21 protein-coding genes are annotated in these 24623 nt (G+C 73.4%); 5 read left to right on the top strand and 16 right to left on the bottom strand.

Features of this window, described 5'->3' with window-relative positions; genetic code table 11:
• Positions 1–96 precede the first annotated feature (96 nt).
• The 3 genes from guaB to IE94_RS0101675 form a co-directional block, all read right to left on the bottom strand.
• Positions 97–1602, bottom strand: a complete 1506-nt coding sequence (guaB, locus tag IE94_RS0101685; RefSeq protein WP_030145524.1) for an IMP dehydrogenase — start codon at positions 1600–1602, stop codon at positions 97–99.
• Between the two features lie 148 nt (positions 1603–1750).
• On the bottom strand, positions 1751–2338 hold the full coding sequence (locus IE94_RS0101680) for a sigma-70 family RNA polymerase sigma factor (protein ID WP_030145523.1): 588 nt from the start codon (positions 2336–2338) through the stop codon (positions 1751–1753).
• 287 nt (positions 2339–2625) lie between these two features.
• Positions 2626–3237 (bottom strand): response regulator transcription factor, encoded by a 612-nt coding sequence (locus tag IE94_RS0101675; RefSeq protein WP_003948568.1) that lies wholly within the window; start codon positions 3235–3237, stop codon positions 2626–2628.
• Positions 3238–3618: 381 nt separating this feature from the next.
• Between IE94_RS0101675 and IE94_RS0101670 the strand changes: the two genes are divergently transcribed.
• Positions 3619–3954 carry a WhiB family transcriptional regulator gene (locus IE94_RS0101670; protein ID WP_030145522.1) on the top strand — a complete coding sequence of 112 codons (336 nt, stop codon included), beginning with the start codon at positions 3619–3621 and terminating at the stop codon, positions 3952–3954.
• Between the two features lie 83 nt (positions 3955–4037).
• Here the strand turns inward: IE94_RS0101670 and IE94_RS0101665 are convergent, their stop codons facing one another.
• Positions 4038–4952, bottom strand: a complete 915-nt coding sequence (locus tag IE94_RS0101665) for a LysR family transcriptional regulator (RefSeq protein WP_030145521.1) — start codon at positions 4950–4952, stop codon at positions 4038–4040.
• Positions 4953–5048: 96 nt separating this feature from the next.
• Between IE94_RS0101665 and IE94_RS0101660 the strand changes: the two genes are divergently transcribed.
• From IE94_RS0101660 to IE94_RS0101650, 3 genes are all read left to right on the top strand, one after another.
• A complete protein-coding gene (locus tag IE94_RS0101660; RefSeq protein ID WP_209441021.1) occupies positions 5049–5717 on the top strand; it encodes an MOSC domain-containing protein in 669 nt (222 codons plus the stop codon).
• 54 nt (positions 5718–5771) lie between these two features.
• On the top strand, positions 5772–6545 hold the full coding sequence (locus IE94_RS0101655) for an SDR family NAD(P)-dependent oxidoreductase (protein ID WP_030145519.1): 774 nt from the start codon (positions 5772–5774) through the stop codon (positions 6543–6545).
• A gap of 174 nt (positions 6546–6719) precedes the next feature.
• Entirely contained in the window at positions 6720–7982 is a 1263-nt protein-coding gene (locus tag IE94_RS0101650) for a hypothetical protein (RefSeq protein ID WP_030145518.1), read from the top strand.
• Positions 7983–8125: 143 nt separating this feature from the next.
• Here IE94_RS0101650 and groL read toward each other — a convergent pair whose 3' ends face one another.
• The 4 genes from groL to IE94_RS0101630 form a co-directional block, all read right to left on the bottom strand.
• Positions 8126–9745: a chaperonin GroEL gene (groL, locus tag IE94_RS0101645; RefSeq protein ID WP_030145517.1), complete on the bottom strand. Its 1620-nt coding sequence runs from the start codon at positions 9743–9745 to the stop codon at positions 8126–8128.
• A gap of 120 nt (positions 9746–9865) precedes the next feature.
• Positions 9866–10174, bottom strand: a complete 309-nt coding sequence (gene groES / locus IE94_RS0101640) for a co-chaperone GroES (RefSeq protein WP_019329594.1) — start codon at positions 10172–10174, stop codon at positions 9866–9868.
• 343 nt (positions 10175–10517) lie between these two features.
• Positions 10518–11252 (bottom strand): polysaccharide deacetylase family protein, encoded by a 735-nt coding sequence (locus tag IE94_RS0101635; RefSeq protein WP_030145516.1) that lies wholly within the window; start codon positions 11250–11252, stop codon positions 10518–10520.
• Complete coding sequence (locus IE94_RS0101630; RefSeq protein ID WP_209441020.1) at positions 11249–12175, bottom strand: polysaccharide deacetylase family protein; 927 nt, start codon at positions 12173–12175, stop codon at positions 11249–11251. Before IE94_RS0101630 ends, IE94_RS0101635 begins: the two co-directional genes overlap by 4 nt.
• A 90-nt stretch (positions 12176–12265) precedes the next feature.
• On the opposite strand from IE94_RS0101630, the gene IE94_RS0101625 reads away from it, so the two are divergent.
• Positions 12266–13456, top strand: coding sequence for a class I SAM-dependent methyltransferase (locus IE94_RS0101625; RefSeq protein WP_030145514.1), 1191 nt, complete (start codon positions 12266–12268; stop codon positions 13454–13456).
• On the opposite strand, the gene IE94_RS0101620 is transcribed toward IE94_RS0101625, so the two are convergent.
• The 8 genes from IE94_RS0101620 to IE94_RS0101585 all read right to left on the bottom strand — a co-directional run bounded on the left by IE94_RS0101620 (position 13453) and on the right by IE94_RS0101585 (position 24443).
• Positions 13453–14703, bottom strand: coding sequence for an RNA polymerase sigma factor (locus IE94_RS0101620; RefSeq protein ID WP_030145513.1), 1251 nt, complete (start codon positions 14701–14703; stop codon positions 13453–13455). The two genes, IE94_RS0101625 and IE94_RS0101620, sit on opposite strands and share 4 nt — an antisense overlap.
• Positions 14704–14767: 64 nt before the next feature.
• Positions 14768–15124 (bottom strand): YciI family protein, encoded by a 357-nt coding sequence (locus IE94_RS0101615; protein ID WP_030145512.1) that lies wholly within the window; start codon positions 15122–15124, stop codon positions 14768–14770.
• 114 nt (positions 15125–15238) lie between these two features.
• A complete protein-coding gene (locus tag IE94_RS0101610; RefSeq protein ID WP_030145511.1) occupies positions 15239–16276 on the bottom strand; it encodes an LCP family protein in 1038 nt (345 codons plus the stop codon).
• Positions 16277–16404: 128 nt separating this feature from the next.
• On the bottom strand, positions 16405–17457 hold the full coding sequence (locus IE94_RS0101605) for a LacI family DNA-binding transcriptional regulator (RefSeq protein WP_030145510.1): 1053 nt from the start codon (positions 17455–17457) through the stop codon (positions 16405–16407).
• A gap of 151 nt (positions 17458–17608) precedes the next feature.
• A complete protein-coding gene (locus IE94_RS0101600; RefSeq protein ID WP_167343933.1) occupies positions 17609–20938 on the bottom strand; it encodes an SAV_2336 N-terminal domain-related protein in 3330 nt (1109 codons plus the stop codon).
• A 2-nt stretch (positions 20939–20940) separates the two neighbouring features.
• Entirely contained in the window at positions 20941–21891 is a 951-nt protein-coding gene (locus IE94_RS0101595) for an AAA family ATPase (protein ID WP_030145508.1), read from the bottom strand.
• Positions 21888–24035, bottom strand: coding sequence for a VMAP-C domain-containing protein (locus tag IE94_RS0101590; protein WP_030145507.1), 2148 nt, complete (start codon positions 24033–24035; stop codon positions 21888–21890). The genes IE94_RS0101595 and IE94_RS0101590 overlap by 4 nt, the downstream gene beginning before the upstream one ends.
• Before the next feature lie 3 nt (positions 24036–24038).
• Entirely contained in the window at positions 24039–24443 is a 405-nt protein-coding gene (locus tag IE94_RS0101585) for a CU044_2847 family protein (protein ID WP_030145506.1), read from the bottom strand.
• Positions 24444–24623 lie beyond the last annotated feature (180 nt).

Genomic DNA, 24623 nt, shown 5'->3' with positions numbered 1-24623 from the left:
GCGCCTTCCAGTATCCCCGACGGGCTCGCCGGGGCACCGCAGAGGGCGGCCCCGGATGGTCCGGAGCCGCCCTCGGGAGGCTGCTGCCTGCTTGGCTTACTTGCTGCGGCTGTAGTTCGGCGCCTCGACCGTCATCTGGATGTCGTGCGGGTGGCTCTCCTTGAGGCCCGCGGAGGTGATCCGGACGAAGCGGCCCTTGGACTCCATCTCCTCGATGGTGGCGGCGCCCACGTAGCCCATGGTCTGACGCAGACCGCCGACGAGCTGGTGCAGGACGTTGGCGAGCGGACCCCGGTAGGGCACCTGGCCCTCGATGCCCTCGGGCACGAGCTTGTCGTCGGAGGCGACCTCGGCCTGGAAGTACCGGTCCTTCGAGTACGACCGGCCCTGGCCGCGGGACTGCATGGCGCCCAGCGAGCCCATGCCGCGGTAGGACTTGAACTGCTTGCCGTTGATGAACTGCAGCTCGCCCGGCGACTCCTCGCAGCCCGCGAGGAGGCTGCCCAGCATCACCGTGTCGGCCCCGGCGGCCAGCGCCTTGCCGATGTCGCCGGAGTACTGCAGGCCGCCGTCGCCGATCAGCGGCACCCCGGCGGCGCGGGCGGCGAGGGAGGCCTCGTAGATGGCGGTGACCTGGGGGACGCCGATACCGGCGACCACGCGGGTGGTGCAGATGGAGCCGGGGCCGACACCCACCTTGATGCCGTCGACGCCCGCGTCGATCAGGGCCTGGGCGCCGTCGCGGGTGGCGACGTTGCCGCCGACCACGTCGACGCCGACGCTCGACTTGATCTTCGACATCCAGCTCAGCGCGTTGCTGTTGTGGCCGTGCGAGGTGTCGACGACGAGGAAGTCCACCCCGGCCTCGGCCAGGGCCTGGGCGCGGTCGAGCGCCTCGGGGCTCGCGCCCACGGCGGCACCGACGAGCAGGCGGCCCTCCGCGTCCTTGGCGGCGTGCGGGTACTGCTCGGCCTTGACGAAGTCCTTGACCGTGATCAGGCCCTTGAGGACGCCGTCGCCGTCGACCAGCGGAAGCTTCTCGATCTTGTGGCGGCGCAGCAGTTCCATGGCGTCCACGCCCGAGATGCCGACCTGGCCAGTGACCAGCGGCATCGGCGTCATGACCTCGCGCACCTGCCGGGTGCGGTCGGTCTCGAAGGCCATGTCGCGGTTGGTGACGATGCCGAGCAGCTTGCCCGCGCCGTCGGTGACCGGGACGCCGCTGATGCGGAACTTGGCGCACAGGGCGTCGGCCTCGCCGAGGGTGGCGTCCGGGTGGATGGTGATGGGGTGGGCCACCATGCCCGACTCGGAGCGCTTCACCAGGTCGACCTGGTTGGCCTGGTCCTCGATGGACAGGTTGCGGTGCAGGACGCCGACGCCGCCCTGGCGGGCCATGGCGATGGCCATCCGGGACTCGGTCACCTTGTCCATGGCCGCGGAGAGCAGCGGGATGTTGACCCGCACGTTGCGGGAGATGCGGGACGAGGTGTCGACCGCGTTCGGGAGCACCGCGGAGGCGCCCGGCAGCAGCAGCACGTCGTCGTAGGTCAGCCCGAGTGTCGCGAATTTCTCGGGCACTCCGTCGACGTTGGCAGTCATGACACCTTCCCCAAATGGCCTTGATCGGTGCGGATGTCCATGCTAACGGGAAGTGGACGTGGGTCATTCCACGATCAAGGAAGCGGGCGGCCTTCGTGCTTTCGTACGAGCCGGGTCGCCGCGCGGAGGACCGCGCGAACCGCCCGGACTACTGCTCCGCCAGCGCCCGCAGCCGGCTCAGCGCCCGGTGCTGGGCGACCCGGACCGCCCCTGGTGACATTCCCAACATCTGTCCGGTCTCCTCGGCAGTGAGCCCGACCGCGATGCGCAGCAGGAGCAGCTCGCGCTGGTTCTCCGGCAGGTTGGCCAGCAGTTTCTTGGCCCAGGCGGCGTCGCTGTTGAGCAGCGCCCGCTCCTCGGGGCCCAGTGAGTCGTCCGGCCGCTCGGGCATCTCGTCGGAGGGCACGGCCGTCGAGCCGGGGTGGCGCATCGCGGCGCGCTGGAGGTCGGCGACCTTGTGGGCGGCGATGGCGAAGACGAACGCCTCGAAGGGGCGTCCGGTGTCCTTGTACCGGGGCAGCGCGAGCAGCACCGCGACGCAGACCTCCTGGGCGAGGTCCTCGACGAAGTGCCGGGCGTCGCCGGGCAGCCGGGACAGCCGCGTACGGCAGTAGCGCAGCGCCAGGGGGTGGACATGGGCGAGCAGGTCGTGCGTGGCCTGCTCGTCCCCGTCTACGGCGCGGTGCACGAGCCCACCGACCGTCTCCTGGTCCGGGGGCGCCTCGTCGTCACGCATCGGTCCATCGTGCCTTGCGGCCGTCCGATCCGTGGCTCCGTGCCCGTTGTTGTGCACCGAAGCGTTATGAGCAGGTGCGCCGGAACTCATCCCCTGCGCCCTCCCCTTCCGCTCGACCGACTCGTCCCCGAGGAACTCCACACCTCAAGGATGCGTCATCCGCGGCGAAACGAGCAGCGGGCATCCGGCGGGTCGCCTTGTCACCCCCGCTCACCTCGCGATAAGCGGGGATCGCCACGTCCCGGACGGGCCCTGCCGGACTCCATCGCACGGGGGCTCCCCAAGGCCTAGCGGACGAGGCCCCACCGGAAGCCGAGCGCCACCGCGTGCGCCCGGTCCGAGGCGCCGAGCTTCTTGAAGAGCCGACGGGCGTGGGTCTTGACGGTGTCCTCGGAGAGGAACAGCTCACGGCCGATCTCCGCGTTGGAGCGGCCATGGCTCATGCCCTCCAGCACCTGGATCTCACGCGCGGTGAGCGTGGGCGCGGCGCCCATCTCGGCCGAGCGCAGCCGGCGCGGGGCGAGCCGCCAGGTCGGGTCGGCGAGGGCCTGGGTGACGGTGGCGCGCAGCTCGGCGCGCGAGGCGTCCTTGTGCAGGTAGCCACGGGCACCGGCGGCGACCGCGAGGGCCACGCCGTCCAGGTCCTCGGCGACGGTGAGCATGATGATGCGTGCGCCGGGGTCGGCGGACAGCAGCCGCCGGACGGTCTCGACGCCGCCCAGACCGGGCATGCGCACGTCCATCAGAATCAGGTCCGAGCGGTCGGCTCCCCAGCGGCGGAGGACTTCCTCGCCGTTGGCGGCCGTCGTCACGCGCTCGACGCCGGGCACGGTCGCGACCGCGCGGCGGAGCGCCTCTCGGGCAAGCGGGGAGTCGTCGCAGACGAGGACGGAAGTCATGGCCGTCCTCCGCAGCTCTTGCGCGTCACGTTGAGCCTCCAGGCTGGTACGAAATCGTCACCTGTGCGGTCGACCGTCCCGGACGCCCGCCCGAGCACTTGTTCCTTCAACCGCCTCCGCACTCTCAACGATGGTCACTCGAAAGAGTTACGGGGCTGTGTGTCGTCTTCGGCACTCTACGTGAGGGGGCGGCCACGCAGCAGACATGCGCGTCGGACCCGCGCCGTTTCATCACAAGCAGTGCCCCATTTAGCCGCTTTTCTTCCGCTTCGCTGGTGTCTGCGGCTAGATTCGCAATGAGTCATATTTTCATCTCCTTAGATCGTAGTTGTACGGTCGTGGACACCGTATCCACCCAGAACGGCTACAAGGGGTCACGCAATGGCAGATTTCTCCCGCCTTCCCGGACCGAACGCGGACCTGTGGGACTGGCAGCTCCTGGCTGCGTGCCGCGGGGTGGACAGCTCGCTCTTCTTCCATCCGGAAGGCGAACGCGGTGCGGCACGGAGTGCTCGCGAGAACTCGGCCAAGGAGGTCTGCATGAGGTGCCCGGTCCGCGCCGAGTGCGCCGCGCACGCGCTGGCGGTGCGCGAGCCGTACGGGGTGTGGGGCGGACTGACCGAGGACGAGCGCGAGGAGCTCATGGGACGGGCCCGCAACCGCCTGGTGGCGGCGGCATCGGCGTCGGCCGGCGGGGATGCGGCCTCGCCTCACTGAAGGAACGTTTCTCTGGGCGAACGCGACGACCAGCCCTCAAGGAGCCGTCCCAGGGCTCCCCGACCCAGGGTTCCCCGACGCGGTCAGCGCGCCGCCGGCTGGTGCGCGCCCGCCCGGGCCAGCTCGTCCAGCGTGGCCGTCACCGCCGGCACCTGCGCCAGGTCGGGCAGCGTCAGGGCGACGATCTCCCGCCGCACGGCCGGCTCCAGCGCGACCGTCCGCACTCCCCGGGGCCGTACGGACTCGACGGCGAGCTGGGGCAGGACGGCCACGCCGAGACCCGCGCCGACCAGGCCGACGACCGCCGGGTAGTCGTCGGTCGCGAAGTCGATGCGGGGGAGGAAACCGGCCTCCTCGCACACCTCGACCAGCTGGCCTCGGCAGCGCGGGCAGCCCGCGATCCAGGACTCCCGGGCCAGCTCGCCGATGGCCACGGACCCTTCGGTGCGGGCCAGCCGGTGCCCCTCGGGGACCAGCGCCACCAGGCGGTCGGTCAGCAGCGGCCGTACGACGAGGTCGTCCCACTCCTCCGCACCGGCCGCGCCCTCGTAGCGGAAGGCGAGCGCCACGTCGCAGTCGCCCTCGCGCAGCAGCTCGACGGACTTCGGCGGTTCGGCCTCCTCCAGGAAGACCCGGGTGCCGGGGTGCGCGGCGCGCAGCGCGGCCAGGGCGGTCGGTACGAGGGTGGAGCTGCCGCTGGGGAAGGAGACCAGCCGGACCCGGCCGGCGCGCAGCCCGGCGATGGCGGCGACCTCCTCCTCGGCCGCCGTCAGCCCGGCGATGATCCCGGCGGCGTGCCGCACCAGCGCCTCTCCGGCCTGGGTCAGCCGCATCTCGCGCCCGGTGCGCACGAGCAGGGGGGTGCCGACGGAGGACTCCAGGGCCTTCATCTGCTGGCTGACGGCGGGCTGGGTGCAGCCCAGCTCGCGCCCCGCGGCGGAGAAGGAACCGGTGGATGCCACGGCGCGCAGCACGCGGAGATGACGGGCCTCGATCACCCTCCCGAGGATAAGCGACCCTTTGACCGAACGCCGAACAACGCGTCGCCGCTTTGAGCTCGGATGGCCTACCGTTCTCGCATGCACCTTGCCGCCATGAGACTCCTGTCCGTCAACCTGGGACGCGCGAAGGCGGTGCCGTACACGGACCAGCCCGAGGGCGTCACCGGCATCGACAAGCGGCCGGCCGACGGCCCCGTGCGGGTCGCGGCGCCCGGGTCGGAGGGCTTCGGGGCGAGCGGCCTGGCCGGCGACCGGGTCTGCGACACCCGGCACCACGGCGGCGAGGACCAGGCGGTGTACGCGGTGGCGCGCGAGGACCTGGACGACTGGGAGCGCGAACTGGGCCGCGAGCTGACGAACGGCTCGTTCGGCGAGAACCTGACCACCACCGGCCTGGACCTCGGCGGTGCCCTCATCGGCGAGCGCTGGCGGGTGGGCCCGGAGCTGCTCCTGGAGGTGACGTCCGGGCGCATTCCCTGCCGCACCTTCCAGGGCCACATGGGTGAGCAGCGCTGGGTGAAGCGCTTCACGGAGAAGGGTGCGCCGGGCGTCTACTTCCGCGTCCTCGAACCCGGTGAGATCCGCGCGGGCGACCCGGTGCGGATCGTGCACCGGCCCGCCCACGAGGTGACGGTGGCCCTGCAGTTCCGCGCGGTGACCACCCAGCGGGAGCTGCTCCCCCGGCTGCTCGCGGCGGGCGACGCGCTGCACCCCGAGGCCCTGGCGTCGGCGCGGAAGTACGTGGCGCAGTACGGCGCCTGAGCGAAGCGGAGGTGCTCGGTCCGCACCGGTGATCCCGCGCCCTAACCTTGCGCCATGACAACGGCATTGATTACGGGATCGACGGCGGGACTCGGCGCCGCGTTCGCGCGTCGGCTGGCGGCCGACGGGCACGACCTGGTGCTGGTGGCCCGGGACACCAAGCGGCTGCGCGAACAGGCCACCGAACTGCACGACCGGCACGGCATCGAGGCCGAGGTGCTGACGGCGGACCTGTCCACGGACGCCGGCATCGACGCGGTGGCCGCCCGGCTGGGGGACCGCAGGAACCCCGTCGACCTGCTGATCAACAACGCCGGTTTCGGCAACAAGGGCCGTTTCCTCGACGTGCCCATGGCCGACGAGCTGACCATGCTCAAGGTGCACTGCGAGGCGGTGCTCCGGCTGACCTCGGCGGCGGTGGAGGCGATGCGGGAGCGGGGCCGCGGCGGCGTCGTCAACGTGGCCTCGGTCGCCGCCTTCGTCCCGCGCGGCACCTACGGCGCCTCCAAGGCATGGGTCGTGCAGTTCACCCAGGGCGTGGCGAAGGACCTGGCCGGCAGCGGCGTACGCCTGATGGCGCTGGCCCCGGGCTTCGTGCGCACGGAGTTCCACGAGCGGGCCGGCATGGGCACGGACAACATCCCCAACTGGATGTGGCTCGACGCGGACAAGGTCGTCGCGGCGGCCCTCGCCGACCTGTCGCGCGGGAAGTCCGTGTCGATCCCCGACCCCCGCTACAAGGCCCTGATGGGCGCGGCGAAGCTGGTGCCGCGGGGACTGCTGGGCGGGATCACGTCCCGGACGGGTCGGAAGTACGGGCCGCAGTAGGGAGCAGTAGGGAAGTGGCTCGGCGGGTGGGGCGCCGCCGACCGGGGTCGTCACCCGAACGTGTGGTCCATCCCGGTCCCTCGCCTGGCCCGGTGGCGGCGGGACGTAGCGTCGGGTGGCTGCGCCCGCGGCGGGCGGGAGGTCGCAGCTGAGCGAGGGAGAGGGCGGCATCACGTGAACGCGGGCACTGGTGACCGGGGCGAAGTGTTCGTCGACGGCACGGACAAGGGGCGCACGGACAGGGTGCGAAGGGGTCTGGGGGCCGTGGGCGGGGGCGGGACGGTGATGTTCTCCGACGCTCCCGGCGCTCCCGGTGCTTCCGGTGCTCCCGGCGCCGGGGTGCCGACCGCGGCCCGGGTCCGCCGGGCCGGCGCCGCCGCCCGGGCCGCCTCCGTCCCGCAGGCGCGGCCCGCCCCCCGTCCCCGGCCCGGCGGTGTCCCCGCCGAGTCCCGGAAGGCGGGGCGGTGGGCGAAGGTCGCACAGCGGATCGTGCCGGACGACCTCCAGCCCGAGGTGCTGCGCGTGGAGCTGACCGAGCTCGGGGACGCGTTCCGCGCCTATCAGCGCCGGCCCGAACCGGATCTCGCCGTCCTCGCCGACCTGCTCGACCGCAAGGCCCGCGCCTTCGCGCTGTGGGCCGATGTCACCGACGACGCGTCCCTGCGCGAGGAAGCGGACCGGGCCGCGGCGGCCGCGGGGACCACCCGCGAGATGGACGCCAACCGTCGCGGCGTCCCGGTGGACGGGGAGGGGCCGGTGGTCGACCGGTTGCTGACCCGGGGCCAGGGCGTGCACGTCCGCAATGTGCTGGAGCACGTGCGGGTCGCCGCCCCGCTCCCCGGGGCCGAGGCGCGGCTCGCGGTGCTGATGCTCACCCTGCGGGCCGCGCGCGCCGGTACCGGCAACGTCACCGGGCAGGACCTCGGCGGCTGGTTGCCGTCGGACGGCGAGCGGGTGGTCCAGCAACTGGTCGACGTGGGCTGGCTGCTGCTGCCGGATGACGTCGGTGTCGACGACGTGCTGATGGCCCGGCCCGAGGAACCCACCCAGGTCACGGTGCCCACGCTGATTCCCACGCAGCCCCGCCCGTTCTTCTTCGGCAAGGTCACCCGGGCGAGGCTCTCGGGGTGGGCGCAGAAGGTGGTGGGTGACCGCAAGCTCAGGAAGAAGAAGGCCGGTGCGGCCACGAGGCTCCTCGCCGTGTACACCGCGGCCCACAGCCGTCCCGACGGGCGCCTCGCGGGCGCCGGTGAGGAGGTCGACGGCCTCGCGCTGGACAGGGTCGCCTCGTTCTGCGCCGTGCCCCCCGAGGACGTCGCCGAGCACGTCGGACTGCTGGTCGCCGCCGGCTGGCTCATGGAGGAGGCCGACACCGCCGGGGGGAGGCTGCGGGGGCGGCTCGCCGAGCGCGTGCTGCCGCTGAGCGGGCTGGTGTGACGGCTCCTCGCCGTGTCGTGACGCCCGTGGGGCCCGTCGGGGAAAGCACCCCGTAGGGGCGGGCAGACGGACGGTGCCCAGCACCCCCGGCGGGGGTGCTGGGCACCGTTCGGTTCAGCTCAATGCTCGGCTCGGCGCAGCACTCAGTGGGCGTGGCCGTGGCCCGCGGCGGCCGGCTCTTCCTCTTCCTTCTTCTCGACGACCAGGGTCTCGGTCGTCAGCAGGAGGGAGGCGATGGAGGCGGCGTTCTCCAGGGCGGAGCGGGTGACCTTGACCGGGTCGATGACGCCGGCCTTGACCAGGTCGCCGTACTCGCCGGTGGCGGCGTTGAAGCCCTGGCCCTTGTCGAGATCGGCGACCTTGGAGGTGATGACGTAGCCCTCCAGGCCGGCGTTCTCGGCGATCCAGCGCAGCGGCTCGACGGCGGCGCGGCGGACCACCGCGACACCGGTGGCCTCGTCGCCGGTCTTGCCGAGGTTGCCGTCCAGCACCTTGACGGCGTGGACCAGCGCGGAGCCACCACCGGAGACGATGCCCTCCTCGACCGCGGCGCGGGTCGCGGAGATGGCGTCCTCCAGACGGTGCTTGCGCTCCTTGAGCTCCACCTCGGTGGCGGCGCCGACCTTGATCACGCACACGCCGCCGGCCAGCTTCGCGAGGCGCTCCTGGAGCTTCTCGCGGTCCCAGTCGGAGTCCGTGGACTCGATCTCGGCCTTGATCTGGTTGATGCGGCCCTCGACCTCGTCGCGCTTGCCGGCACCGTCGACGATGGTGGTGTCGTCCTTGGTGACGGTGATGCGGCGGGCGGTGCCGAGCACGTCCAGGCCGACCTGGTCGAGCTTGAGGCCGACCTCCTCGGAGATGACCGTGGCGCCGGTGAGGACGGCCATGTCCTGGAGCATCGCCTTGCGGCGGTCGCCGAAGCCCGGGGCCTTGACGGCCACCGCGTTGAAGGTGCCGCGGATCTTGTTGACGACGAGGGTGGAGAGCGCCTCGCCCTCCAGGTCCTCGGCGATGATCAGCAGCGGCTTGGAGGCGTTGGCCTGGATGACCTTCTCCAGCAGCGGCAGCAGGTCCGCGATGGAGGAGATCTTGCCCTGGTTGATCAGGATGTACGGGTCCTCGAGGACGGCCTCCATGCGCTCCTGGTCCGTCACGAAGTACGGCGACAGGTAGCCCTTGTCGAAGGCCATGCCCTCGGTGAAGTCCAGCTCCAGACCGAAGGTGTTGGACTCCTCGACGGTGATGACACCGTCCTTGCCGACCTTGTCCATGGCCTCGGCGATCAGCTCGCCGACCTGCTGATCCTGGGCGGACAGCGCGGCCACGGCGGCGATGTCAGACTTCTCGTCGATCGGGCGGGCGGTGGCGAGGAGGTCCTCCGACACGGCGGCGACGGCCGCGTCGATGCCCTTCTTCAGCAGCGCCGGGGAGGCACCCGCGGCGACGTTCTTCAGGCCCTCGCGCACGAGCGCCTGGGCGAGCACGGTGGCGGTGGTGGTGCCGTCACCCGCGATGTCGTTGGTCTTGGTCGCCACCTCCTTCACCAGCTGGGCGCCGAGGTTCTCGTACGGGTCCTCGATCTCGACCTCGCGGGCGATGGTGACGCCGTCGTTGGTGATGGTGGGGGCGCCGAACTTCTTGTCGATGACGACGTTGCGGCCCTTGGGGCCGATCGTCACCTTCACCGTGTCGGCAAGCTTGTTGACGCCGCGCTCGAGGGCGCGACGGGCGTCCTCGTCGAACTTCAGGATCTTCGCCATGGGAGCGTGAGCCCTCTTCCGGAAATCTTGGGGTTATACGGCAACTGCGCCCCCGACGCCCGGCTTTTTATGGTCGCGGGAGCCAGGGGCGCAGCTGGAAAGCAAGGTGCTTCGGGTGAACTACTTCTCGACGATCGCGAGCACGTCGCGGGCCGAGAGGACGAGGTACTCCTCGCCGTTGTACTTCACCTCGGTGCCGCCGTACTTGCTGTAGAGCACGACGTCGCCGACGCTGACGTCGAGCGGAAGACGGTTGCCGTCCTCGAAGCGGCCCGGGCCCACGGCCAGGACGACGCCCTCCTGGGGCTTCTCCTTGGCGGTGTCCGGAATGACCAGGCCCGAAGCCGTGGTCTGCTCGGCGTCGAGCGGCTGGACCACGATGCGGTCCTCGAGCGGCTTGATGGCAACCTTGGAGCTGGCGGTCGTCACGATCCGACCTCCCCCTTCGGAGATCTCACGGGGTTAACTGTCTGAGGTGGCGACCAGGTCGATCCGTCGTCGCGGGTGCCGGACCTGCCCGTCGCTGTGTTGGCACTCTCCGGTGGGGAGTGCCAGAGCCGAGACTATGACCGCGATTAGCACTCGGTCAAGCGGAGTGCCAATGCCGGCGGCGCGTCGGCCGGGTTTTCGTGTGAACGCCGGTTTGTGAAGGCACCCTGCGTGGGTGTGGGCGTCGCTGGGGGCTGCCGCCCCCAGACCCCCGCTTCGGCCCTGAACGGGCCTCGTCCTCAAACGCCGGACGGGCTGGGTGATGCCGACCGGCGTCAAGGCGTCAGACGTAGTCCTCCAGGTTGCCCACCCTCAGCCCCTGCTCCTCGATCGTCTCCAGCAGGCGCTCCGTGCGGGCCGTCAGGTTCGTGGCCGTCGGGTGGTCCGGGTCCACGGCGATGATGTCGCCGGGGTGGAGGCGGGGCTCGCCGCGGGTGTAGGTGAGGTCGCCGTCGGCGTCGAGGGTGGCGCGCCACAGGACCAGAGCCGTGATGCCGCAGTCGGCGGCGGCCCGCAGAGTCGTGGTGTCGTACGTGCCGTGCGGCGGGCGGAAGAGGTGGGCGCGGACGCCGAAGCGGGACCTGAGCTTGGTCTGCTGGCCGCAGATCTCGGCGCGCTGGCCGGCGTAGGGCAGGCCGCGCAGGGAGCGGTGGTCGAGGGTGTGGTTCTGCAGGCTCGCGCCGAACGGGCGCAGCCGCGCGAGGTCGCCGTACGCCGGTCCGGCGACGGTGCCGGTGAGGAACAGGGTGACCGGGAGGCGCCGGTCACGGACCAGGCCGGGGAAGGCGGGGTCGCGCTCGGCGCTGTCGTCGTAGGTGAGGAAGACGACCGGGTCGTCGGTGCGGACGTGGTCCACGACGGGCGGCGGCGGCCGGCGCCCCCGGCCGCTGTCCTGGACTGGGTCCCCGACCGCCGCCGCGTGCTCGGCGGGGGCGGCGAGCCGGTCGCAGGCGGCCAGCGGGAGCAACAGGGCGGCCAAGGCGGCGACGGCCGGGCGGCGGGACCGCCCCCGCCTCACAGGTAGTCCTCCAGGCGGGCCACCGCGTACCCGTCGGCGGTGATCCGGTCCAGGAAGCGGCGGACCATGTCGGTCATCGTGCCGTCCCAGTCGTCGGTGCCCCGGAAGTGGGTGAGGACGATGTCGCCGGGGTGCAGGTCCTGGTCCCACTCGCGGTACTCCCAGTGGTCGACGTACACCTCCTCGCTCCAGATCGGGGCGTACTTGATCCCGCAGGACTTGGCGGCGCGCAGGGTGTCGCCGTCGTAGTTGCCGTAGGGCGGGCGGAAGAGGACGGGGCGCTTGCCGTAGCGCTTCTCCATCACGTCCTGCATGCCGCAGATCTCCCGTTTCTGCTCCTCGTAGGAGAGCGCGGGGAGGTAGGGGTGGCTCAGGGTGTGGTTGTTGAGGGTGACGCCGCGGGCCTGCATCTTCCTGAAGTAGCCGTAGTCGTCCTTGATCTCCTCGTCGGTGAGGAAGACGGTGTACGGGATCCTCAGTTCGCTCATCATCCTGAGGAACGCCGGGTCCTTCTCGGCGCCGTCGTCGATGGTGAGGAAGACGATCTTCTCCTTGATGGGGATCGTGGTGAAGACCGGCGGGAGGCCGTCCGACTCCTGGCCGTCGACCTCGAAGCCCTCGCGGGCCTTGATCTCCGGCTTCTTCGCGGGGGGCGCGGGGGCCGCCAGCGGGACCCTCTTCAGGTCCCAGCGCTTGGCGGCGGCGACCAGGGCCGCCCGGGCCTCGCGCGCCTTGGCCGCACCGTCGACGGCGCGGGCCGGGGGCGCCTGCTGGCCTGCGGCGCCCCGCACCCCCTGGTCGTCGCCCTGCGCGCAGCCGGCGGCGAGGGCGGCTACGGCGACGGCGAGGACGGCGGTGGCACGAGGCGCCCGGGACACGCGACGCAACGCCCGACTTTTGTCATTTTGTACGACTGCTCGCATGGTGCCGGATCCTCGCAGTCCCCGGCCGCCGAACCCGGCCCGACACCGCGCCGCAGGCACACCGTCCACCGACTGGCCCACAATGAGTCGGTGAACGACCTGGACTCCCTCCTCGCCCTGCTCGCCCCCGAAGGCCGCGCGCTCCTCGACGAGGTCCGCGACACCGACCCCGCGCGGGAGTTGGCGGTCGCGACCCGGCTGCGGCGCACGCACCCCGCCGAGCTGGTGTCGGCGGCGCTCGGGCAGGCGCGGCTGCGGCAGCGGGCGGTTGCGAAGTTCGGGGCCGAGGACGCGCGGCGGATGTTCTTCACGCCGAACGGGGTGGAGCAGTCCACGCGGGCGAGCGTGGCGGCGTACCGGGCCGAGAGCCTCCAGGCGCTCGGTGTGCGATCCGTCGCCGACCTGTGCTGCGGTATCGGCGGCGACGCGATCGCGTTCGCCCGAGCCGGGATCAGGGTCCTCGCCGTGGACCGCGACCCGGTCACCGTCGCGGCGGCCCGCGCCAACGCCGACGCGCTCGGTCTCGCCGGTCTGATCGAGGTGCGCGAGGCAGATGTGACGGAGGTGGACACGGCCGGCTACGACGCCGTGTTCGTCGATCCCGCCCGGCGCTCCTCCAAGCGCGGCCGGATCTTCGACCCGGAGGCCTACTCCCCGCCCCTGTCCTGGGCGGTGTCCGCCGCGCTCGGGGCGCCGCTGGGCCTGCTGAAGATCGCGCCCGGCATCCCGCACGAGGCGATCCCCCCGGAGGCGACGGCCGAGTGGGTCTCGGACGGCGGGGACGTCAAGGAGGCCGTGCTGTGGTTCGGCCCGGACGTGACGCCGGGGGCGCGGCGGGCGACGCTGCTGCCCGCCGGGGCGGGGATCTACGCGACGCCCGCGACCATGCTGCCGGACCCCGAGGCCCGGCCGGTCGGGAGGTACCTGTACGAGCCCGACGGCGCCGTCATCCGCGCCCATCTGGTCGCCGAGGTGGCCGAGGACCTGGCGGGCGGGCTGATCGACCCGACCATCGCCTACGTCACCGCCGACGAACGGCACCGCACGCCGTACGCCACCGCCTACGAGATCACCGATCAACTCCCGTTCAACGTCAAGAAGCTGAAGGCGCTGCTGCGGGAGCGCGGGGTCGGCACGCTGACCGTGAAGAAGCGGGGCTCGGCGGTGGAGCCGGAGGAGCTGCGGAAGAAGGTCAAACCGCAGGGGCCGAACGCCGCGACCGTGTTCCTGACCCGGGTCGCGGGGGCGCCGACGATGCTGATCGGGCACCCCGCCCGCTAACCGGCCGCCTCCCGGGCCCGGCGCAGCAGGAGGGCGCGTTCGGGTGCGTTGCGGGTCAGGGACGCGGCCCGTTCGAACTCCGCGCGGGCCTCGGCCGTACGGTCCAGGCGGAGCAGGAGGTCGCCGCGGACGCTGGGGAGCAGGTGGTAGTCGCGCAGGGCGGGTTCGGCGGCGAGGGCGTCCACGAGGGCCAGGGCGGGGGCGGGGCCCTCGGCCATGGAGACGGCGACCGCGCGGTTGAGTTCGACGACCGGGGACGGCGCGCGGGCCGCGAGCAGGCCGTAGAGCGTGGCGATGCGCGCCCAGTCGGTCTCCTCGTACGAGTAGGCCGTCGCGTGACAGGCGGCGATCGCGGCCTGGAGGACGTACGGGCCGGGGGCGCCGGAGCCGGCGTGGGCGTGGTCGAGGGCGGTGATGCCGCGGGCGATGAGCAGGCGGTCCCAGCGGTGGCGGTTCTGGTCCTGGAGCAGGACGGGCTCGCCGTCGGGGCCGGTGCGCGCGGCGGCACGGGAGGACTGGAACTCCAGCAGCGCGGTCAGGCCGTGGACCTCGGGTTCCTTCGGCATCAGGGCGGACAGGACGCGGGCCAGGCGCAGGGCGTCCTCGCACAGGGCGGGGCGGAGCCAGTCGTCGCCGGCGGTGGCCGCGTACCCCTCGTTGAAGATCAGGTAGATGACCTCCAGGACCGAGCCGAGGCGGGCCGCGCGGTCCGGGCCGTACGGCACCTCGAAGTCGATGTTCTTCCTGGCCAGGGTGCGTTTGGCGCGCACGATGCGCTGGGCGACCGTCGGTTCGGGGACCAGGCAGGCGCGGGCGATCTCCGGCACGGTCAGTCCGCCGAGCAGGCGCAGGGTGAGGGCGATGCGGGCCTCGGCGGACAGCACCGGGTGGCAGGCGGTGAAGACCAGGCGCAGCAGGTCGTCGTCGATGTCCTCGGGGTCGGCGGGCTCCTCGGGCGCGGGCGTGGAGGCGGGCAGGTCCCGGCCGATCTCCGCGAGCTTGCGGGCGTAGGTCTCCCGGCGCCGGATCAGGTCGACGGCGCGGCGGCGGGCGGTGACCATGAGCCAGGCGCCCGGGTTGTCGGGCACTCCGTCCCGGGGCCACTGCTCCAGGGCCGCGACCAGGGCGTCCTGGGTGAGTTCCTCGGCGATGCCGACGTCCCGGACGAGCCGGGCCACGCCGGCGATGACGCGGGGCGACTCCAGCCGGAAGACGGTTTCGAGGGCGGCGGTGGGCTGTGGTTCCACAGCCCACCATGCAACACCCTCGGGGAGCCGGGGCAAAACGGGACGCGGTCGGCCCCCGGTCGGCTCAGCCCTCCATCAGCTGCCGCACCTCGCAGGTCACCGTCCAGTACTCCTCGTGCGTCTTCAGGAACCGCTTGGTCCACTCGATCGCCTCGGCCCGGTCCTTGGCCTGGAGCAGGGCGTAGCCGCCGATGACCTCCTTGGTCTCGGTGAAGGGCCCGTCGGTGACGGAGAGCCGGCCGCCCTCGTAGTGGACGCGGGTGCCCTCGGCGGTGGGGGTCAGGCCGGCCGTGTCCAGCAGGACGCCGGCCTTGGTCATCTCCTCCATCAGCTTCTCCATCCGCTCCATCAGCTCGGGGCTGGGGCCGCCGGCGGGGGTGTCGGTCTCCTCGATGCGGATGAGCGACAGGTAGCGGGGCATGGTGACTCCTCGGAGTGGTCCGGCGGCCGGGGTTCCTCCCCGGCCTCTCACTCCTGGTGTCGAGCGGGCGGGCCCCGGATCGACACCCGCCGCCAGATGTTCCGGAGAATCTTTTCAGCGCAGGGATTCCCACAGGTCGGCGGCGTCCGGCTGGTCGGCCACCACCCGGTTGGGGTCCGAGGGCGCGGGCAGCACCGGCATCGTCAGCGTGCGTACGTCGTCCGCGTCGAGGTCCCCGAGGCTGCGGCCCAGGTCCGTCAGCTCGCCCAGCGAGTCCAGGCCGGTGTCGGTGGTGAGGCTCCCGGTGAGGGCGTCGGCGACCTGGTAGAGGCGCGCGGGGTCGGTGAGCAGGTCGGTGGCGGAGATCTGCTCCAGCAGCGCCTTGACGAGCTTGTGCTGGAGCTCTATCCGGGCGAGGTCGCTGCCGCCCGCCAGCCCGTACCGGGTGCGGGCCAGGCCGAGGGCCTCGGTGCCGTCGAGGTGGTGGGTGCCGGCGTCCAGGTGCAGGTGGCTCTTGTCGTCGTCGATGTCGACGTCGGTGGTGACGGTGACCCCGCCGAGCGCGTCGACCAGGTCGGCGAAGCCGGAGAAGTCGACCTCGACGTAGTGGTCCATGCGCACGCCGGTGAGCGACTCGACGGTTTTGACCGCGCAGACCGGGCCGCCCAGTTCGTAGGCGGTGTTGAACATCGCGCCACTCGCCGCGCGGGTCGTCCCGCCGGACGGCAGCGGGCAGGAGGGGCGGTCGACGAGCGTGTCGCGCGGGATGCTGACGACGGTGGCGGCGGTGCGGCCCGCGTCGAAGTGGACGACCATCGCGGTGTCCGAGCGGGCGCCCCCGCTGTCCCCGCCGCCCAGTTCCCGGTTCTCCTCGCCGTCGCGCGAGTCGGAGCCGAGGACGAGGAGGTTCAGGGCGCCGGTGGGCACCGGGGACGCGGAGGGCGAGGCGGAGGGGACGGTGACCGGTCGCGCGGGGCGGTCGTCGCCGAGCGCGCCGTTGATGTCGACGCTCGTGATGTTGCTGTTCAGGTGCCAGTAGGCCCAGCCCGCCGCCCCGGCGCCGAGCAGCAGGGAACCGGCCAGGGCGAGGCCGGCCACCTTCAGGCCCCGGCGCCGGCCGCCGCGCCCGTCCTGTCCGCCCCGCGCCGCCATGCGTCAGCCCCCGCCCCTGCGTCCGTTCGGGTCCCCACCCGGATGCCCCGCCGGAAGGAACATAAGTCCGAATTATTGAAACTGGAACAGGTGGGTCGGACTTCTGCGGAAATTCTCAGACGCGCCGCTCATCCCTCGGCGGGCGGCGCCGTGCTGCTGCGCACCTCCAGGCTGGTGGCCAGCTCCACGCGGGTCGCCGTCGAGGAGCCGTCGTCCCGCCCGAGGTCCAGCACCAGGCGGGCCGCCGCCTCGGCCATCTCCATCAGCGGCTGCCGTACGGTCGTCAGCGGCGGCCCCACCCAGCGGGCCACCGGCAGGTCGTCGAACCCGACCACGCTCAGGTCGTGCGGGATGCGCAGCCCCAGCTCGCGCGCGGCCTCGTACAGTCCGAGCGCCTGGAGGTCGTTGCCGGCGAAGACGGCGGTCGGCCGGTCCGGGCGGCGCAGCAGTTCGAGGCCCTGGCGGTAGCCGGCCTCGTGGTGGAAGTCGCCGGTCACGATCAGGCCGGGGTCGACCGGCAGCCCCGCCGTCTCCAACGCCGCCCGGTAGCCGTCGACGCGGGCCCGGCTGCACATCATGCGGGTGGGTCCGCTGATGGCGCCGATGCGGGTGTGGCCGAGGTCGACCAGGTGCCGGGTGGCGGCGAGGCCGCCCTGCCAGTTGGTGGCGCCGATGGACGGCACGTCGGCCCCCGGGTCTCCGGCCGGGTCCATCACCACGAACGGGATGGAGCGGCTGGTGAGCAGGGCCCGCTGGGACTCGTCGAGGCCGGACAGGACCAGGATCACGCCGTGCGGGCGGCGGGCGGCGACCTGGTCGGCCCAGGTCCGGCCGGGGGTGAGGCGTCCCGCGCTCTCGGAGAGCACGACGCTGAGCCCGGCGTCCCTGGCCACGTTCTCCACGCCGCGGATGACCTCCATCGCCCAGGCGCTCTCCAGCTCGTGGAAGACCAGGTCGATCAGGGGCGAGCGGGTCGATTCGGCCCGCCTGCGCCGGTAGCCGTGGACGCGGAGCAGTTCCTCGACGCGGGCCCGGGTCGAGGGGGCGACGTCGGCCCGGCCGTTGAGCACCTTCGAAACAGTCGGCGCCGACACACCGGCCTCGCGCGCGATCTCGGCGAGGGTCGCGGTCTGGGCGGACCGCTTTTGCGTCCGGGTTTCAGCGGGCTGCGGGGATGTCATGGCTGCGATCGTAACCCTGCGGGCAGCCGTGACGAACCCGTCGGAGCACGCCGGTCTCCTCCCCGACCCCGCTCCGCCCTTCGGAAGGTTCGGTCCGACGGGCGCAACATTCGACGACGGCTGGGGACGGAGGCGCCCCGGACCGGCCGGGTCAGTCCTCCCGTGCCACCAGTTCGGCCAGTCGCAGGAACGCCTCCGCCGTGGCCGGACGCAACCGGTGCAGCTCCCAGTCGGGGGCCTGGAGGGCCCCGTCGAAGGGGACGTGCACCACCTGCCCGGGTTCCACGCGCAGCCGCCGGGGGAAGGTCCCCGGCAGGCCGCGACCGGAGGGCCCGTCGAGGTCGGTCGCGACGACCAGGGCCCGCCGCGCCAGTTCCTCGCGGCCGGTCCCCCGGAGGATGGCGAGGGTGCGTACCGCCGCGTCCAGGAACCACTCCGCGGTGCCGCAGCACAGGATCAGCCGGTCGGTGAGGTCGAGGACGACGTCGGCCGACCGGTCGAGCCGCAGCGGCGACCAGTCGGTGAGGACGAAGGGGTAGTAGCGCGCCGTCAGCTCCAGTACGTGCGCGTACTCCTGCTGGTGGGCCGGGTTGGGGCCGAAGTGCCCGGCGCGGTGGGCGACGACTTCGAGGCCGGACGGCAGCCGGGTCGTGCGGGCCCGGATCTCCTCGTAGGACGACGCGGGCGCCAGGACGCCGAGGTCCCGCACGACGGCCGGGTTGCGGTCGGTGAGGAAGGCGCCCAGGGAGCCTTCCGAGGCGGAGCCGTCGAGGGCCAGGACCGGTTCGCCGCGCGCGGCGGCCAGGACGGAGCCGAGCACCATCGTGGTGGTGGCGCGTCCGCTGTAGTGGTAGGCGCCGATCAGGGTGAGGTGCCTGCTGTGCCGCACGGGCGCCTTCAGCCGCTCCCACCGGTGCCGGGACTCCTTGCGGGCGGTGCCGAAGCGCGGCAGCCGCAGCGCGGGCCGCGCCGTGCCGGGGTCCGTGGCGGGCGGGGTCAGCGGCACACGGGCGGTCTGCCCGCCCTGCGCCCCGCGCACCCCGGCCTCGCCCAGTTGGAGGCGGGTGCGCGCCACGTACCGGGCCAGGATCTCGGCGACCTCGCTGGCGGCGGGCCGCGCGGACGGCTCCGGGTCCACGCAGCGCAGGACGAGCCGGCGCAGTTGCTCCCACGTGTCGCCCTGCCACAGGTGCATGCCCTCGGGCAGGCCCGGCATGTCCCAGCCGGCCTTGCTGCTGATGACCTGGAGCAGCTCCCCGAGGGCCCGCACGTTGTCCTCGCGGGTGGGTGCCGCGGCCGAGCCCAGGTACGTGCCGTCGACGGCGCAGTCCGACAGGTCGCCCAGCACGACGGTGCGCCGCAGCACGTACACGCTCTCGGCGTCCAGGGTGGCGGGCACCAGGCCGTTGAGGTGGCAGAGGGCGACCGCGTTGGCGAGGTAGCAGGAGACGAGCAGGCCCTGGAGGATGTCGAAGGGGGCTCTGCCGTCGGTCAGGGCCCGGGTGAAGATCTCGGCGAGTCGCGGCGGCTGGGCGTCGGGTGCCTGGGCGTCCGCGATCGGGGTCATGGCGAGCCAGGGCGGGGAGTCCCGGAGGCCGGTGCCCAGCAGCACGGGCGCGTACTGCCCCTGGAGGCGGGTCAGCGCCTCGGCCTCGACCGCGACGAGTCGGGCGTTGGCGGCGGGCAGGTCGGGGCGCGGCACCCGCAGCACGGCCTCGCGGCCCCGGTGGTCGACGCCCCGGTAGACGACCGTGCGCCGACCACGCCGGCGGCCGTGCAGTTCGTATCTGCCGATGCGGCGCGGGTCCGCGTCGGTGAGCGGCTCCCAGTCGTCGGTGGCGGTGCCGGGGTCCTGCGGGCCGGCTCCCGGGGCGGGGCGGGCGGCGCCGAGCGACACCCCGAACCGTGCGAGCAGCCGGCGTTCGACGCGCGTGAAGGGCTGCTGGGAGCCGGGGAGGGTGTCGGAGCCGTCCGGGTGGAGGAGCCAGGCGGGGAAGTCCGGCGAGTTGCCGGCCAGTTCCTCCAGGCGGCGCCCGATCCGCCGCCCGGTGAGCAGCAGTTCGGCCTGCGGGACGGCGTCCAGGAGTACGGCCTTGGAGGCGTCGGAGAAGTCGAAGACTCGGTGTTTGGCGGGCAGCGGGCCCGCCACGGGCGCCGGGTGGGGCCGGACCAGGCCGCCGAGGAACACCTCGGCCAGGTGGGAGGTGGTGGCCGGCCAGGGCACCGCCGTCTGCACCAGCCGCATCACGGGCACGGACAGCGGGGCGACCGCCGCGAGGTGGGCGGCCAGCCGGTACGCCTCCGGGGTGGCCGCGTCCCGGAAGTGCTGGGCGCTGCTCAGGTCGCGCGCGGGGGCGAGGGGCGCGTGCCGGTCGGGGCGGGTCAGCAGCGGGAGTTCGACCGTGGTGCCCGGGGAGGCGAGCAGGCGGGCCCAGGTGCCGAGGGAGGCGGCGGTGGGTTCGAGGACGGGGACCGGGATGTCGTCGAAACGGCTCAGCTCCGGCGGCAGGACCGGGTCGACGATCTTCCACGAGGTGTTGGCGCCGCCCACCCGGCGGGTGGTGGCCCGCCAGTGCTCGGCGAAGATGCCGGAGGCCTCCCACATGTCCGGGGGGAGGGTGTGCAGCACGGCGACGGGGCCCCGGGCCGCCCGCTCGGCCAGCAGCCCGTGCATCGCGCCGGACCGCCAGGCGGGGCCCATGCCGTCACTGACGACGAGCAGCAGGGAGCGCCCGGAGGGGTCGTTGACGGTGCTCAGCGGCAGTTCGGTGCTCCCGGAGCGGAACGGCCGGGCGTGCAGGCGCGGCCCGCCCGCGTTGCGGGTGTCGAGGCCGAGGACCCGGGTGAGGGCGAAGGCGCCCAGGCGTTCCAGCAGGGTGCGCAGTTCGGTGCCGAGCCGGTGCCACAGCAGCATCGACAGTCCGTCGTCGACGAGCAGGGTGAGGTTCAGCCAACGCTCGCGCACCGGCCGTTCCACCACGTCGGGCAGGTTGGTCTCGGCGAGTTCGGCGGCCGTGCGGTCCTCGTCGATCTCCGTGCGGTGGCGGCTGTCGTGGCGGCGGCGCAGCGGGCGCAGCGACCGTCCCAGTTCCAGCTCGTTGCCGAGGGCCTTCTCCTCCGGGATCCGCACCGGCAGGGCCCGCCGGGGTTCCCGGCCGGTGGGCGCGGGCCGCGGTCGCGGTTCCGGGGTGTTGCGGACCGCCGCGTGCAGGGTGGTGGGGCTGGTGAGGTCCGGCAGCTCCTGGTCGCCGGGCTCGGGCGGGGGCTGCTGCGGTGCGGGCCGGTCCTCCGTCTCCGGTCCCTCGGGCGACCGGGGCTGCGGGGGCCGGGCGGGCACCTGCCGGTGCAGGGGCGCCTCGACTCCGGCCGGCAGCCGCCGGGCCAGCCACAGCACGTCCAGGACCTGGTCGGCGTCCAGGTCCACGCGGCAGGCGCCGAGCAGCCGCAGCGTCTCGGCGAGCCGCTCTCCCCCGGCCGGCACGGTCACATCGCCCCGGTGAGCTGGTGCAGGACGGCGTCCAGCAGCCCTTCCGCGTCCAGGTCGACGCCGCCGGTGCGCAGGAACACCGCGTTGAGCAGTTGGTCGGTGGCCAGCTCGCCCAGGGCGCGGCGCCGCAGGAACGCCTCGATCAGGTCGTCCGCCTCCCGCATCGCCTCCTCGCCGAGGTGCGCGGCGACGATGGTGCGCAGCCGCTCCTCGTCGGGCAGCGGCAGGTCGAGCCTGAGGCAGCGGCGCAGGAAGGCGGGCGGGAAGTCGCGCTCGCCGTTGCTGGTGATGACGACGACCGGGAACTCGGCGCACTGCACGAGCCCCTGGTGCACGCGGACGGTGCCCCGGTGGTCGTGGGTCTGCACCTCGACGTCGGCCATGTCCTCGGGCAGCCGGGTCAGTTCGGGGATGTCGAAGAAGCCCTCCTCGAAGACGGTGAGGAGGTCGTTGGGAAGGTCGACGTCCCCCTTGTCCATCTCGTCGATGAGCAGGCAGCGGGGGCTCGCCGAGGGCACCAGCGCGGTGCCGAGCGGGCCGAGCCGGATGAAGGTGCCGATGGACGGTTCGCGTTCGCCGCGGTCCCGGCTGAGGGTCGTCTCGCGCAGCCGGCCGATCGCGTCGTACTGGTAGAGGGCGTCCTTCACGGTGGACCGGCTGTTGACCGGCCAGCGCAGCAGTTCGCCGAGGCTCAGTTCGTGGGCGACGGCCCGGGCGAGCGAGGACTTGCCGGTGCCGGCCGGACCGGTGACCAGCAGCGGACGACGCAGGTGCAGCGCGGCGTTGACGACGTCGGCGTGGGCCGGGGCGATCACGTAGGGCAGCTCCGGCCGCATGGACCGGGCCGGGACGAAGCGGCGCCAGGGCGGTGCCGAGGGCAGGGCGACGGACCGTGGGACGCCGTCGCCGCGGAACAGACGCCATTCGGCGTCGCCGGCGGATGTCATGCGCTCTCCTGTGGCTCGGTCAGGTGCAGGCGGGGCACGGTGCGGTCGGCGTCGGCCCAGGCGAGTACCGGGCGGCCGGGGTAGTCGGGCGGGCTGGCCTTGGCGTGGGCGCGGTAGTCGCGTACTCCGTCGGGCATCTCCCGGGTGGCGACCTCCGCCATGTACCGGACGGCGTGCGCGGCGCCGTCCCGGCCCCGGTCCCACACCACTACCGGTATGCCCAGGGCGAGGCAGGTCTGCACGATGCCGTCCCGCGGACCGGGGGGTACGTCCACACAGACGCGTACGGTGTCGAGTTGGTTGACGAGCCGGGAGTAGATGGTGTCCCGGTCCATCGCCTCGGAGACCACGAAGGTCTTGCCCGAGTCGAGCCGGTTCCAGCGGCTGCGCCAGTGGGACGTGAAGCGCCCGTGTCGGCGCAGCAGTTCGGGACAGTGCACCACCAGCGGGAACTCCACCCCGAGCACTCCGGGCACCAGCTCCTCCGGGTCCCGTGCCGTCCACTCGTCCACGGGCAGGTTGAGGCCTGCGCGGTCGACCAGCACCTCGACCAGGGGCGGCCGTTCGTCCTCGGCGGGCGGGGTGAGGGAGTCGAGCACGCGCAGCACCTCGCGGGCCGCCTCCGGCGCCGAGTACGAGCGCACGCTGTCCGTGGAGACCTGCCGCGGCCCGGCGCCCTCGTCGCACCAGATCCGCAGCCGGTGCCGGCCCTGCCCGGCCCGGGTCACCTGGACCAGCACCCGGACCCGGGCCGTCCGCGCGCGCAGCGAGCGCACCCACTCCTGGGCGTCGGAGCGGCGTTCGCCGAGCGCGGCCCGTGCGATGCCGAGCCGGGCCGCCACCCCGTCCGCCCACAGCCGCAGTTCCGCCCGTTTCGCGCCCGGGCACAGGGCGCCGACGTACTCCATGACCCGCAGCAGCGCCGGAACCCTGCGCTCCCCGCCGGTGGCCCGGCCGTCGCCGGGCAGCTCCTCCAGATGGTCGAGGAGGGCCTCCGGGGTGTCGTCGCCGGGCAGCGCCGCCAGGTGCGGCAGGGCGGCGCGGACGGCCTCGGGGAAGCGCGCGAGCACGTCGGCTTCCATGGCACGCAGGTGCCCGCGCAGGGCGGTGTGCTCCTGCGGGGCCAGCAGCCGGGGCGTGCGGGACAGGCCGCCGGCGGCCAGGACGCGGTCGGCGTCCCGGGGGGCGTCGCGCCGCAGGTGCCCGACGAGTGCGGCCAGGGCCCGCGGGTGGGTGAGGAGGAAGGCGGCGAACTCCTGCGGCTCGGGCGGGGTGACGGAGCTGCCGGGCGCGACCCCGCAGGCGCGGGCGAGCCGCTGGGCGCCGGTGACCAGGCTGCTCGGCGAGGGGAAGACGTCCTCGACCGCCTCGGTCAGCAGCAGGAGCGCCGGGTCGTCCGGGTCGGGCCGGGCGGACGCCGCGCTGTCCAGCGCGCCCAGCGGGCCCAGTTCCGCCTCGACGCACTGCCAGGGCACCCCCCAGCTGCGCCGCGCCATGTGCTGGGGGCTGTGGGGGAGCGGCTTGCCGGTGGCGGGGTCGCGGGCCGGCATGAAGTGGGCGACGACCAGTCCCACGACGGCCTGCTGCTCCGGGCACCACAGCGGGCCGCCGCTGTAGCCGCGGCCGACCGCCATGCCGGTGGGCGCCCCGTCCAGGTAGGCCCGGGAGCCGTTCGTGCCGTGGACGGTGAGGCGGGCGAAGGTGGCCGGCTCGCCGGAGCCGTGCCAGGCCTCCACCGCCTGGCCCACCGCCATGGGCGCCGGCCGGGGCCCGGGGGGCAGTGCGGCGGAGCCGGTCTCGACCCGCAGGACGGCGAGGTCGCCGAACCACTCGCCGTCTCCCGCGGGCACCGGTGCGCCGTCGCGGGTGCGCGGGGCGATCCAGTGGGCCACCCGGGCGGCGTACCAGCGGGTGGCGCCCAGGTCGTCGCGCACCGTGAGCGTGATCCTGTCCGGGCCGGGCTCCGTCGGCTCCAGCAGGGGCCGCTCCAGGGCGGCGTTGACCACGTGCGCGCAGGTCAGCACGGTGTCGGCGCCGAGCACGAAGCCGGCTCCGACGGGGCTGCCGCTCGCGGGCCGGCCGATCGAGACGACGTACCGGGAGGGGTCCGCGGCACCGTGCCCCGCGGTTCTGAACCAGCCCACGCGTCAGTCCGCGGCGGTCGCGGCGCCGGAGGCGGACGCGGTCGGGCTCCAGCTCGCGGTGACGGTGAGGTGGGCGGTGCCCGTGCCGCCCACGATCCCGAGCTTGAGGTCCTGGCCGACCTGGACACCGAAGGTGACGCTCAGTTCGGTGGGAGGGTCGGGCACGGCCGTGGCCGCGTCGTGGACCTCCTGGATCAGCGGTCCCAGCGGACTGAGCGCGCCGCGCAGGGCCCCGGCCGCGAACCGGGCGACGCTGCCCGTGCCCCGCGCCACGGGCACCGCCCGGCCCATGCCCTCCGGCAGGTCGTCGTCGTGGGGCTCGGGGAACGTGCCGTCCCCGGGTACGAGCAGGAAACGGACCGGGGTGCCGTCGTCCAGCGTGACGTCAGGTGTAGTGGACACGCTCATATTGTCGTCGGCGGTGGTCCTTTCGGCAGCGAGCTCCGCCAACTCGGTTACGCGATCGATGCATTGCCTACGCGATCAGTCACCGACCCGGTCGTGGACCGCCCCCGCCACGCCCCGCCCGCCCACGCACCGCCCCCGTCACGCACCGCCCGGCCACGCACCGCCCGGCCACGCACCGCC

It is taken from the genome of Streptomyces violaceorubidus, from assembly GCF_000717995.1.
Classification (GTDB): Bacteria; Actinomycetota; Actinomycetes; order Streptomycetales; family Streptomycetaceae; genus Streptomyces; species Streptomyces violaceorubidus.
This window is presented reverse-complemented; position numbering and strand designations above follow the sequence as displayed.